The organism is Clostridium transplantifaecale (assembly GCF_900626075.1).
GTDB classification, from domain to species: domain Bacteria; phylum Bacillota; class Clostridia; order Lachnospirales; family Lachnospiraceae; genus Otoolea; species Otoolea transplantifaecalis.
Genome location: NZ_UYZY01000008.1, coordinates 13,714 through 26,682 on the forward strand (window position 1 = coordinate 13,714; position 12,969 = coordinate 26,682).

Here is a 12,969-nt window from a genome sequence, read left to right on the forward strand (position 1 = left end):
AGGTACAAAAAAAACACGACAACAAGCCGTGCGTCAAAAAACACTCTGTACGCCAGTCCCTGCCATTAAAAAATTATTATCTTGTCTTCACCTCAAAACTAAAATTTGCCAACATAACAACCACTCCTTTACTTATGAAGGACTTTCCGTCCCCTTATTGATAACAATGAACCGCCAGCAAAACGCGATTTCATCATATTCTGTTATTCACTATAACTCAGATACAAGGGCTGCGTCAAGTATATTTTTTCTTTGGAAGCATCTTAGGGATTTTCACAAAAAGGTCCGGGGCGCTGCACCTGCTTTAGGACGCTGCACCCCAGACCCGGAAATCTCATCATTAAACCAGCAGAATTCTCCGTATGAGCGACATTACGGCTCCTGCCCCACTACAGAACAAGAGTGTGCCGCGGTGCACGTTGACTGCCGTCAGGACAGCTTTTGCACCCATGACAATTCCCTGCCATTGCCCCACAACATCCTCCACAGGAGGAAGCAGCGTCAGCGCCGGCCCTGCGGCGAATATAGCGGCTCCGCAGAGTATAAACGGAATCAATCCTCTCCCGGTATCGTATTTTTTCAGCCTGAACCCTCCGCCTGCGCCTTTTCTGGACAGAATCCACAGGCACCAGATAACTCCCATAAACAGGGAAACGCCTGCAACACCCACATAAAGCGCCAGCCCATAATTATGCTCAGCCGCTATGACGCTGATATCTCCAAGTCCCTCACTGTATTTGAGAAAAGAGCGCGCCATAATAAGTACCATGATTCCCATCATAAAGAACGATGCCAGCTGCATCACACGGGCGGCAATGAGCACAACGCCCGCCGCTCCTTTGGCTGCCATCTCACCCAGATCCGGACCGGAATCACCGTCTCTTTCCTCATCCTGATCCCATCTGCGCCTGTCCCTGAGCCGTTCCTGTACCGTCAAACGTTCCACTTCGCTCTCTAGGCTGCTGATTCTGTTTTCCCTGAGCTTTTTCTCTTTTTGCTCAAGGCGCACCTCTTTTTTGCCCGGGCCGCTTTTTCCCGAATCTTTTGAGGAGGATGTTCTTTTAGGCTTGTCCTTCTTTCTGGAATTTGCCCGCCTCTCTGCACGGCTCTCAGCATTATTGCTCTCCTGCCGCTCCGGGTTTCGTCTGGCTGGCCCGTCATTTATAGCAGCCCAGCTATCCCCACCGACGCTTTCATCCGAACACCTGCCATACATCGTGCTTCGGTTCGCTGCCGCCGCAGTTTCATCCTCGCCGGCTGCAGTTTCGTACACTTCAGAATTTTGAGCCCTGGATCTGCGTCTATATGTATTTTCATGAGTGTCCGGAGACTTTCCTGTTTTCAGCAGGGCGCCGCAGTTACTGCAGAAGTTCCCTGATGTCTCGTGTCCGCATTCTGGACAAATCATCATATCATCCCTTTCGTATCCTGTGTCTTCATTTCTGGCTAATCATAACACATCGCTGTAGAAAATAACAGCGTCATTTTCTTCCTTAAAAAATATGTAAGATTCCCAAAAAAACCTTTTCTTATGCATGACCAAAAAAAGTAACATCCTTAGAGTTTGGCAATATACTATATTATACCAGAGAGGTAAAAAAACAGAGATTTATATGGAGGTTCCATCATGAGCGATATAAACTGCAATAATTGCGAGTATGATAATAGAGAGTGTTGTGATTGTGACTGCAAATGCTACTGTGAATGTGAAAAAAACAGACCGCTTGCACCGAACAGAACGACTTTAAAATGCGGATGCCCAGGCGCAGTTACGCTGCCCTTAGCTACGATTGCAGGAACAAATTTTACAGTTTCCACTGTAACCGTAGATACGAAAGGATTCCGCAAACCATGTATTAAATTTGAATTTGCCAGCAACATTGTTACAACAGCTGCCGTTTTAACTCTTAACCTGCAGATATTCAAACAGTGCAAAAACCAGCTGGTTCCTATTCCGGTAGGTCCCGTCTGGACATTCTCCAGGCTTGTTGCCATCACATCCAGCGATGCTTTCTCATTCTTTGTATGTGACTGCGATATCTGTGACCAGGAATGCTGCACTTACAGTGTGGTTGCTACGGTTGCCGGTGTTGCTACAGTCGGCGTTACTTCTATTAATAACGCAACACTGTCCGCAATTGTTGTTGACAACGGATGCAACTAATAAACAATTAAAATGGCAGTAAGGAGAAGCTATGTATTACGGTTTATTCGGGCGCGGCTGTTATCCGCGTTCAAGAACATGTAACTGCTCTCCCCGGCCATCCGGCCATCAGGAGGCAATGATTCAACCACCCGCTTTACCCAATACAAATCATTGCCTCATTCCCGGCATGAAAAAACAGGGTGGAAATAATATAAAGATTAAAAGCGCTGTTTTCGGAGGGCTTATTATACCGGAAGGCACAGAAAAGAGAGCCACATTCCATGTGGCTTCTCTTACTCTGAACGCATCCTGTTATAAAGAACTTCTGGTTCAGCTCAGCTTTTCCTGCAATATTATTGCCAGCAAATCGAAGGTCTGCCTTCGGTTCCAGATAGTAAAGCAGGAAAAATGCCAGCCTTTTTCCATACCGCTCAGCACCGGAGTGTTATATTGCCGTGATAAAACGGAAATGGAAGCAAATACATTTACACTGTCGGTCTGCGATTGTGATTTAATGGCCGGCAAAGGCTGTACGTACAGCGTTTACGTCGAAAATGAAGGCGCTGAAACGGTTGGAACAGGCATCATTGCAAGCCCTGTTTTAATTGCAACCATAATAGACAGAAATTAATGCCGAATATGGAGGTTTTACCCTATGGCAGCTCAAAATAAATTTTACAAATACAAAGTTACACAAATTGATATAAAAAACAACGTGATTACCTGGGAAAACCATACTCTGCCTCTGTCGGGAATTTCACGTATATGGGCAGACGTTCTTCCCAAAATTCCATTTCCGTCCGGTGCGGCGTTTATTCTGCTTTTCATCGCTTTATCAGGACGGAGCATTGAAAGCACGCTTATCATGATATCAGTTCTGGCTGTCGGGGCAGCCGCCTGGCTCCTGTGCCACCGGTCCGACAATACGGAACGATGGATTAATATAGAGCTATACTCCGGAGAAATTTATTCCTTATCTACCGGCAGCAATGATTTTATTGACCAGTTCTATGAAGCTTTAAAAGAGAGCTTTGGGAGCAGCACTCTCCCGGGCCGGGAAATCAATTTTAATACGGACGGCAAAATCGTAAGCGCGGTGAAAGATGTACCGGCTATAGAGGAACCTGTCAACGAATCCCCCGGTATCATGGGAATTAGCGGTCAGGGTACAAAAAACAGCCAGCTGGTTTCCGAACTGCAAAAGCTGTATCAATGCTATATTAAAAAAACAGATGCCGACAGTGAAATTCTGAACCTCATTAACGATGCAGCCCGTTTGATTGACTCGAACGACCAGGAAGGGCTTAAGACATCCTTTAAAAAATTTGTCCTGGCGGGCTTAATTAATGACTGTAACGATTTGGGGCTTGACTCACTTATAACAGAAATAAGGAATTCTGTTTATTAAGTTCCATTTTTATATTACTCTGAGTCTCCCGCAGTGTCTCAAATACACGCGAAAAAGCAGCTGTTTTTTACCAAAAGCTGCTTTTTGCTGGTGAATGAGGCTGGTAAAGGAACATAAAGCGTTCAATCAAGTCCTTCAATCTTTGCCATCAAATCTGCTGTCACACCGTCAGTAAAGAACTGCCAGAATCTCCACACACCTCTCAATCCCAATCACTCCGCTGTCCAACGCAATATGGTAATTTTTCACCGTCCCCCATTCCATGTCCGTATAGAACTGATAGTAGGCGCTCCGCCGCTTATCCTTATCCCTCAGACGTTTTTCCGGGGAATACCGGCTTTCTCCGTACTGCTCCACAATCCGGCCGGCCCTGGCTTTCATATCGGCATGGATAAATACCTTCAGACAGTCAGCCGTATCCTTTAAAATATAATCGGCGCACCGTCCAACAATCACGCAGGATTCCTTTGCAGCCAATTCCAGAATAATATCCCTCTGTATCCCCCACAGATAGTCCTGGCTGGAGATACCGTTCATCCCCCTGTCTGTAAAAGCATTAGCAAACCAACCGACGTGCTGGGAATGTTCCCCTTTTTCCTCAACAAACTCTTTTGTAAAACCGCTCTTCTTTGCAATCTTCTCTATCAGCTCCTGATCATAGCACGGAATTCCCAGCTTTTTGGCCGTCATCTTCCCAATCGTTCTTCCTCCGCTGCCGAATTCCCGGCTTATTGTGATAATTCTGTTCTGCATGAAACCACCTCCACTTTTTCCGTTGTTTTCAGTGTCTTATATGTGTACCGTATCACGGCCGCCGAGATAAAAAATGTGAGCAGATCCGCTGCCGGCATCGAATACAATACCCCGTCGAGTCCCTGGAAAGCGGGAAGCAAAAGTGCAAATCCCACTCCGAACACTACCTCTCTCACCATGGAAAGCATTGTGGAAATAAACGCTTTCCCCAGGGACTGAAGGTAAATAAAGGTCGCCTTATTGACACAGGCCAGGATCATCATACAGAGATAAATCCGAAATGATTTAACTGCGAATTCCGTATAATACACGCTTTCGTTGGCAGCGCCGAAAATGGCAATCAACTGTTTCGGCAAAAGCTCCACAATCAGAAATGCCGCCGCTCCCACTGCCGCTTCCGCTGCCAGCAGATGAGTAAATAAGCTCCTGGCACGGTCTTTACGTCCCGCCCCGATATTATATCCTACAATCGGGATGCAGCCTGCCGCCATGCCGACCGAGATCGAGATGACAATCTGGAAAAATTTCATGACAATTCCCACCACTGCCATCGGAATCTGGGCAAACTGCTCCTGCCCGAACACGGCATCTATTGCCCCGTATTTCTGAATCATATTGTTGATCGCCGCCATGGCCGCCACCAGGGAAATCTGCGAGAGAAAGCTGCATATGCCCAGAGGCAGAAATCTTGCAATCAGCCTGCCGTTTAACCTGAAACTCTCCTTTTTCAGCCTTACCGCCTTCATGTTGCACAGGTATCCGACGGCCAGTACGGCCGTCAGCACCTGTCCGATTACCGTAGCTACGGCCGCCCCCATCATGCCCCATCTGAAGATGAATATGAAAACAGGGTCCAGAATAATATTCACAACTGCGCCGGCCAGCGTTGAAACCATAGCAAACATGGGACTCCCATCCGAGCGGATGATCGGGTTCATCGCCTGCCCGAACATGTAGAATGGGATTCCCAAGGAAATATAAGTGAAATACTCTTTCGAGTGGCGGAATGTCTCCTCATTGACGCGTCCGCCAAACATCCCTAGAATCTGATCACGGAAAATGAAATAGACCGCGGTCAGGATAATGCTGCCGATCAGGCAGAGCACAATGGAATTACCGATGCTGCGGTGGGCATTTTCCCTTTCATTGGACCCCAGGCAGATGCTGACAAACGCGCAACACCCGTCCCCTATCATGACCGCGATAGCCAACGCCACGACGGTGAGGGGGAAGACCACCGTATTGGCGGCATTTCCGTATGAGCCGAGATAATCCGCATTGGCTATAAATATCTGATCGACAATGTTGTACAATGCGGCTACAAGTAATGAAATGATGCAGGGTACTGCGTATCTCTGCATTAAAACACTGATTTTTTCTGTTTCCAGAAAAGAGTTGGACTTTTGTTCCATGATTTAAAAACCTCCTGCTGCTAAAATATTTTGTTGTCTGCACGGCCGGTTATTATTCACCGACGTGTCTGCGCTCATGGCGCCGCCGGCAAAGAAAAAAAGCCCGGCAGGCCGGACTCTTAAACGAAAGGCGGCCGCACAAGCTGGATTTATGCCTGAGGGCCACACGCTTTTAATGATTTTCACGCCCCACGGATTCCTGCAGGACTCGCACGGGAGTGCAAATCCTGCCCGGAGGGCTTTTTATATCACAGGTGTTTCCTATGGTATAAAAAAACAGCAAGTAGGTTACAACTGGTTTTACGCAGTAAAGCTACTCGCTGTTTGGTTCATTATAGCATATTTTTTGAAATGAGGCAAAGTCTTTTTTTCAGCTTTCTCCTCCTTTTACGTCATCCCCGCCCATACTCCGGGAAGCCGTCTGTTTCATTGGTTTAATCGCAAAAATACAAATTGCAATCGTCAGTAAATCTGCGGCCGGCTGGGAAAAGTAAATCCCCGTCACTCCCATCATCCGCGGCAGGATTAGGATAAAAGGAATATAAAATAATCCCTGCCTGATTGCGGAAAGGAACAGGCCAAACCGTGAAGCGCCTATCGTCTGGTATGTAATCGTCATCATGTAGCAAAGACCGAAAGCCGGATACAGGGCAACCTGGGAAATCAGAAGCTTTGCCCCATAATCAATCACCATCGGATTTCCGTTAAAAAGCATGATAAGCTGCCTGGAAAGCAATATATAAACCGCCTCCACCACCACTGTGAGAATCAGGGCGCCCTTCAGAGAGAACCTGACACACTCATGAAACCGTTTCTCATTGCCTGCGCCGAACGCAAAAGAGGCAACGGGCTGATATCCCTGCATAAATCCCATGACCATATAACAGCCAATCAGCACAAGACGCTGGACAACGCCATAGGCCGCGATAATCAAATCCGAATCCGGCAGAGGTTTTGCGGCGATGTTCGTCAGGGATGTCGCGGCGGCAAGACAGATCTGGATCACGGCAGTCGGCACCCCAATCAGCGTCACGGTGCGCACAAGCTGCAGGTTCATTTTAAAATACTCGAGACGTATCTTGATGATTGATTTCCCGCTCATATAAAACCAGGCCAGTATGATGAAAGTGACAAACTGTGAAACCGTGGTTGCCAGAGAGGCGCCTCCCACTCCCAGCCCCAGTCCCCAGTCGAACATGAAAACGGGATCCAGGACCACATTCAGCGCGGCGCCTGTCACAACGGCGATGGACGATATTTTAACCGATGACTCTGCCCTGGCCGCGCAGTTCATGCTCTGTGCCGGCAGATTGGCTAAAGCGGCGATAAACATCCAGAGCGCATACTCTTTCGCCTGCGGAAGGACGGCCTCCGATGCCCCGAAGGAACGCAGCAGCGGCCCCATAAAGATAATTCCGGTGACACAGAGAAACAGGCCGATAGCGACGGACAGCCCCACAATCGTGGTGACCGTGACGTTGGCTCCCTCCTTGTCGTTTGCCCCGAGCTGCCTCCCGGCAAGAACTGCCGCTCCGGCTGCAAAAATATTTTCCACCGATACCATAATCAGCAGCAGGGGGAGTGTAACCCCCACGGCCGCCAGGGCAATGTCCGAGTGCAGCATTCCTATATAGGCGGTATCCACGATATTATAAACTGCCTTCGCCAGCAATGCCAGTGTCGCCGGAACCGCCAGTTTAACAATCGCCTTTGACGGCTCTAATTCAGATAAGACCGATTCTTTTACCTGCTCCATAATCCTCACTCCTCACCACGCTCGATAACGCCGTAAAGCAGGATTGACAGCGCGCGGCTGCAGCTCTTTTCACGCTCCGCCGCATCGATTCCCGTCGCTCCCGCCATCTGGTACTTCGCATTGATAAAATCCTGGTACTGGCTGAATGTGTCTATCACTTCCTGCCTCGTCACGTCTTTTCTGAGCCTTACCTGCGACAAAATCTCATTCAGTACACCTATATTAAACTTATCAAACTCTGTCTTAATTTCACGGATTGCCCCATCTAAATGGGCAGGCGGCATAATCACCGCATCACAAAAAATACGCTGGCAGGCCGGATTCCCTGCGAAAAAGGCAAACCGCTCCTCAAAATACCGGTTCAGCCTCTCCTGAACCCCATCCGAGCTGCTCTGCATATGTTCTTTCATGTGCCGGGTAAGTCCGTCAAAACATTCCTTCACACACATCAGGTAAATTTCATCTTTGTCCTTAAAATAGTGGTAAAGGATTCCTTTCGAAATATCCCCGTCACTGCAAATGGTATTGACTGAACTTAAGCCGTAACCCTTATCAGCAAATTCTTTCATTGCGCTGTCCATGATCTTCCGGCGCGTCATTAAATTTTTTTCTTCCCGTTTCATATCTGCCTCCAAATATTGACCACCTGGTCTATTTTATTATAATATCATAAACAGACCAGGTGGTCAATATTTATCAGGAACATTTTCCAGTGATATTCTGCCGTTTATTCTCCTCTGCACAGGAAGGAGTCCGGCAAGACGGACTCCTTTTAAAGTGTTGGCAAAGCCCACATTCTGTAAAATTCCTGGCATACCTCACTGCCCGAATCTGCTTTCTCCCTTAGGCACCTTAGCCGCCAGTATCTCATCTCCCGTCATCCCGCAGGGCTGCTCCTCATTCAGGGTGGAAAAAATAATTTCTATCAGGTACTCCTCATCCACAATGTATCCCAGGGAATAATCCAGAGAACCGCCTTCGTAGCAGGCGGCCGTTATCCCCAACAGTTCCTGTATTTCCCCGGCCGTCATCCCGGGCTTTATTTTTCTCACTTCTTCCGAGGTCACATGTGCTTCTCCCTCCAGATATTCCTGTTTGTCCGCCTGGTGTTTTTTCCGTTTTTCCAGTTCCTGCATCCAGACATGTTTTGCAATCTGGCACAGCCAGGTGGAAAACCTGCAAGTGCCGTCATAGGTTTTCAGGGAATAAACTGCACGGTAAAATGTTTCCTGTGTCAATTCCTCCGCCAAATCCCGTTTTCCCGTCCTGGCAAGCAGAAACTTATAGACCATTCCGGCATATTTATGATAAATCTCATCCATGTCATGCACGGCATCTCCCCCCTTTCACCTTATTTATCCGGATTTTCCCCGTTTCGTTACAAATTATTTTAAATTAATTTTCCGTCAAAATTTCAATCTGCGTCACATATTCATCAATCGAATTAATCACAAGCTCATTAATTCCCGTCTCATAGGCATAGCCGCATAATTTAAGTCCTTTTTCCTCCGCATATGCCAGCAGCTCTTTATATTTCCCGGCCAGACCGTCCCAATTTCCCCTGTAATATGCCGTTAAATATCTGCCCGCCGGCTGTATCCGGAGTCCTTTCCGTTCCAGCGGGCTTGGGATCCTCATAAACATCCCGGAATACTCGTCTGTCTTACCGCCGTACAGATTTTCCACGGAAATCATGGAGCCGTATTCCGCGTCATGCAGCCTCGACAACTGATATTTTCCCGCCTCCTCGATAACCATCTCAATTTCTGTTTCAAAAGACATTCCCTGCGGGATATCCACAACTGCTATATAACGCTTTTCTTTTTCCACAATCGTAATATCCGAAAGATCCAAGAACAGCAGAAAACTCATCTCCTCTTTTCGGGCCGTCAGCGTCTTCCGAAGCTGTTTTAAATGATTGACCGTTTTGTCCACCTCTTTAATCTTTTCTTCCAGAAGCTCTTTCAGCCGGGATGGCGAACGCAGTTCCATGAATTCGCGTATCTTCCCGATGGAAACGTTCAGTTCCCTCAGCATCAGGATTGTCTCAAGCACGGAACTCTGGTAATACGTATAGTACCGGTATCCGTTTTTCTTAATTGCGGCCGGTTTAAACAATCCAATCTCATCGTACCACATGAGTGTCTTCTTATTGATTCCGTGCAGGGCTGCAAACTGACCGATTGTGAACTGCGTATTCTGATTTTTAGACATTTTCCCTCTCCTTTTATTCTTGGGCTATGACATCAAACGTCGGCCCGTCCATCCTTTTTCCGAAAATTCAATTTTCCGCTTGACCGTACAGTAACTGTACGGTCTATTATACTATATGTGCCAACCGGCAACAATCAAATAGGGAGGAAATAATCGTGAATAACAAGAACTTACCGGCTGAGAACGTCTATCAGAAACCTGTGACGCTTAAGAATATTATGAAATTTGCCGTGCCGACCATTGTCATGACGGTATTTATGTCATTTTACACCATGGTGGACGGCCTGTTTGTCTCGAATCTCATCGGGACGGGCGCCCTGTCCGCCATCAACCTGACCGCACCAGCCATCACTCTGGTGACTGCCGTTTCCACAATGCTGGCAACCGGCGGAAGCGCCGTTATTATGAAAAAAATGGGAGCCGGGCTGCAGGAAGAATCCAGGCAGGATTTTACATTTTTAATCCTGGTCAATGTGGCTGTCGGCCTGATCATGTACCTCATAGGTCGTGTTGTGATGCAGCCCATCTTCAGCAGTATGTCACTGTCTTCGGAAGTTTCCGGTTACTGCTCCGAATACCTGGAGCGATATCTTTTATTTACGGTGCCGATTCTTCTGATGAATAACTTTACGCTTTACATGATCGCAATCGGAAAATCCCAGGTTTCCCTGATCTGTACCGCGGCGGGCGGTGTCCTGAATATTGTGCTGGATTATGTGTTTATCGCCATCCTGGACATGGGAATCGGAGGCGCGGCAATTGCGACCGGCCTGGGTTATTCTGTGACGGCCGTTGCCGGACTGTTTATCTTTTCGGATAAAAAGAACCTGCTGTACTTTAAAAAACCGGTTGTCCGGCCCGAAGTTCTCCTACATGCAGCGTCCAACGGTTCCTCCGAAATGGCTACCTCCCTTGTCACGGGAATCGTCACCCTGATGTTTAACTGGATCATGTTGAAATATGCCGGTGAAGACGGCGTTGCCGCGATTACGATTATCATGTACGTGCTGATGTTCGCGGGTTCCATTTATACGGGTTACGCCTACGGGGTTGCCCCGATGATCAGCTTTTATTACGGTGAAAAAAATCAACTGAAACTCAAGTCCCTGATCACGGCGAGTTTAAAGATTATCGGCGCTGTCTCTGTCTTAGCTATGGCGCTGTCCATCGCGGCCACAAGACCCCTGGTATCTGTTTTTGTCCGGCCGGAAAACCCCGTCTTCGGACTCGCCGTCACCGGCAACCGGCTCTGTTCCCTGGCGCTGCTGTTCATCGGCTTCAATATCTTTGCCAGCAGCATGTTTACCGCGCTGTCGAACGGTTTTATCTCCGCCCTCCTGGCGTTCACCCGCTCCTTTGTTTTTATGGTGGCCGCCATGCTCATCTTACCGGCCGTACTGGGAATAAACGGCGCCTGGCTGGCAAACCCGGCCGCGGAACTGATGGCGCTGTTCCTGTCCGCATTTATGTTTTTCCGGTACAAAAAGCGGTACCGGTACTGAGCTTTTGCTGCCGCGGGATAATCGCGGCAACTGCATTATCCCCGGGAATGCAGCAAAGAACGGCAGGCATGTCCGTCATCCGGTATGCCTGCCGTTCTTTACTGCTGTATCTATATTTTCAGTTTTTCGCTCGCCTCTTCTTTTTGTCGCCGTGAAGAAAATATCTTTGCCGCAATTGCTTTTAAAACATGAATTCTTATTCAGAACCGCCTTTTATCCAAAACCGTATCACAGCATAACCGGCGCCATGGGGCCTACATTCCATCCCATCACGTACCATAGAATCAGCATCAGCGTCCAGATGACACTGTAGCCGATAAAATACGGGATCTGATAGGCCACAACCGTGCCGATTCCGGCATCCTTCTTATATTTCTGCACCACGCCGAGAATCAGCGGCAGATAGTAAAAAATCGGATTAACTGAATTGGTCAGCGCGTCTCCCACCCGGTAGATGCACTGGGCATAAGCCGGATGATATCCGAGCAGCGCCATCATGGGAACGATGATACCCGCAATCATGGCCCATTTTGTGGAGACGGAGCCTGCAAAAATATTAATAATGGAGACCAGAATGATGAGCGCAATAATAAGCGGAATTCCGGTCAGCCCTTTTTCAGCCAGCCAATTGGCTCCTGAAACGGCAAAATAAGCCGCCAGGTTTGTTTTGGTCAGATAGTTGATAAATTGAGCAGCAATGAAAAACACCACCAGCACATTGGCGATACTTTTGATTCCGTTGCCCATGGCATTGATAATATCCGTTCCCCTTTTTACCGTCTTTGCGCCATATCCATAAGCCGCGCCGGCCAGCCCGAACAGGATTGCCAGCAGCGGAACGATACTGGACATAAACGGAGATTTTGGAAGGATAGTGAATGTCTCCGCGTTTCTCAGAAGACCGTGAGGCGGAATTACCATTGCCAGCACAAGAACGACATAACAGAGAGAAACAATTCCGGCCAGACGGAGCCCCCTGCTCTGTTCCGGAGAATCTCCTTCAAATGAAGCCGGATCGAAACAGGCTCTGCAGTCTATTGAAGTGTCACTGTTGATGGCGGGCTCCACCACCCATTTCGTGATAAATGTTCCCACCACAGCCAGAACAATGGCGCTGGCCGCCATAAAATAGTAATTGCTGGCCATATGTATCGTCAGGTCTTTCGTAATTTCCAAAGTCGGAAGCACATCGTTGGTAACAGCGGTTACATTGGCGTCGGTGGATGCCAGAAACAGATTGGCACTGAGTCCGCAGAGATAACCGCCGTAAGCCAGCGTAATCCCCAGCAGAGGATTGCGGTTTCTGCTCTGAAACAGCATTGCTCCCAATACCGGGAAAATAATGAGGGATGCGTCGGACATCAGGTTTCCGTTGATACAGACAAGCAAAAACAGAAATACCAGAAGACGGTCCGGGATTTTCTTAAAGCACTTGATGACTAACGCCTCCCAGAATCCCGATGCCTCCCCGATTCCCACGGCCGCCGCCATTACGATCAGGATCGGCAGGATCGACATGCCGGAGAAATTTGAAAACAGCTTGGTCAGAATATATTCCAGCCCTGAACGGCTGAGCAGCGTCGTTACGGTTGAGACACTCTCCTGACCTGGAATTTGAAATGTTGTTCCATTTAAAACATGGGCAACGATGAGAAAAAACACAGTGACATAACAGTACAGAATCGCCGGATGCGGCAGCCTGTCCCCCGCCCGGCCGCATGCCAGAATCATCTTCTGCAAAAAAGAACCCTTTTTCTTTTTAGCCTTACCCTTCATTT

12 protein-coding genes are annotated in these 12,969 nt (G+C 48.1%); 4 read left to right on the plus strand and 8 right to left on the minus strand.

The window, feature by feature from the left end; genetic code table 11:
* Positions 1-340: 340 nt before the first annotated feature.
* Positions 341-1,411, minus strand: coding sequence for a zinc ribbon domain-containing protein (locus EJL91_RS22465; protein WP_243125534.1), 1,071 nt, complete (start codon positions 1,409-1,411; stop codon positions 341-343).
* A 216-nt stretch (positions 1,412-1,627) separates the two neighbouring features.
* Between EJL91_RS22465 and EJL91_RS22470 the strand changes: the two genes are divergently transcribed.
* The 3 genes from EJL91_RS22470 to EJL91_RS22480 all read left to right on the plus strand — a co-directional run bounded on the left by EJL91_RS22470 (position 1,628) and on the right by EJL91_RS22480 (position 3,554).
* A complete protein-coding gene (locus EJL91_RS22470) occupies positions 1,628-2,164 on the plus strand; it encodes a DUF4489 domain-containing protein (protein WP_125144212.1) in 537 nt (178 codons plus the stop codon).
* Positions 2,165-2,282: 118 nt separating this feature from the next.
* A complete protein-coding gene (locus EJL91_RS22475; RefSeq protein ID WP_243125535.1) occupies positions 2,283-2,777 on the plus strand; it encodes a DUF4489 domain-containing protein in 495 nt (164 codons plus the stop codon).
* Between the two features lie 24 nt (positions 2,778-2,801).
* Positions 2,802-3,554 (plus strand): DUF6232 family protein, encoded by a 753-nt coding sequence (locus tag EJL91_RS22480; RefSeq protein WP_125144214.1) that lies wholly within the window; start codon positions 2,802-2,804, stop codon positions 3,552-3,554.
* Between the two features lie 168 nt (positions 3,555-3,722).
* Here the strand turns inward: EJL91_RS22480 and EJL91_RS22485 are convergent, their stop codons facing one another.
* From EJL91_RS22485 to EJL91_RS22510, 6 genes are all read right to left on the minus strand, one after another.
* Positions 3,723-4,307 carry a cytidylate kinase-like family protein gene (locus tag EJL91_RS22485; protein WP_125144215.1) on the minus strand — a complete coding sequence of 195 codons (585 nt, stop codon included), beginning with the start codon at positions 4,305-4,307 and terminating at the stop codon, positions 3,723-3,725.
* The gene (locus tag EJL91_RS22490; protein ID WP_125144216.1) at positions 4,283-5,719 is read right to left on the minus strand and encodes an MATE family efflux transporter; all 1,437 of its coding nucleotides are present in this window, start codon (positions 5,717-5,719) and stop codon (positions 4,283-4,285) included. Before EJL91_RS22490 ends, EJL91_RS22485 begins: the two co-directional genes overlap by 25 nt.
* A gap of 370 nt (positions 5,720-6,089) precedes the next feature.
* Positions 6,090-7,475, minus strand: coding sequence for an MATE family efflux transporter (locus EJL91_RS22495; protein WP_125144217.1), 1,386 nt, complete (start codon positions 7,473-7,475; stop codon positions 6,090-6,092).
* 5 nt (positions 7,476-7,480) lie between these two features.
* Positions 7,481-8,098 (minus strand): TetR/AcrR family transcriptional regulator, encoded by a 618-nt coding sequence (locus EJL91_RS22500; protein WP_125144218.1) that lies wholly within the window; start codon positions 8,096-8,098, stop codon positions 7,481-7,483.
* A gap of 195 nt (positions 8,099-8,293) precedes the next feature.
* Positions 8,294-8,797: an RNA polymerase sigma factor gene (locus tag EJL91_RS22505; protein WP_243125546.1), complete on the minus strand. Its 504-nt coding sequence runs from the start codon at positions 8,795-8,797 to the stop codon at positions 8,294-8,296.
* A gap of 73 nt (positions 8,798-8,870) precedes the next feature.
* Entirely contained in the window at positions 8,871-9,689 is an 819-nt protein-coding gene (locus tag EJL91_RS22510) for a MerR family transcriptional regulator (RefSeq protein ID WP_125144220.1), read from the minus strand.
* A 155-nt stretch (positions 9,690-9,844) separates the two neighbouring features.
* On the opposite strand from EJL91_RS22510, the gene EJL91_RS22515 reads away from it, so the two are divergent.
* The gene (locus EJL91_RS22515) at positions 9,845-11,191 is read left to right on the plus strand and encodes an MATE family efflux transporter (RefSeq protein WP_341467047.1); all 1,347 of its coding nucleotides are present in this window, start codon (positions 9,845-9,847) and stop codon (positions 11,189-11,191) included.
* Between the two features lie 228 nt (positions 11,192-11,419).
* Here EJL91_RS22515 and EJL91_RS22520 read toward each other — a convergent pair whose 3' ends face one another.
* Entirely contained in the window at positions 11,420-12,967 is a 1,548-nt protein-coding gene (locus EJL91_RS22520) for an AbgT family transporter (RefSeq protein ID WP_125144221.1), read from the minus strand.
* Positions 12,968-12,969 lie beyond the last annotated feature (2 nt).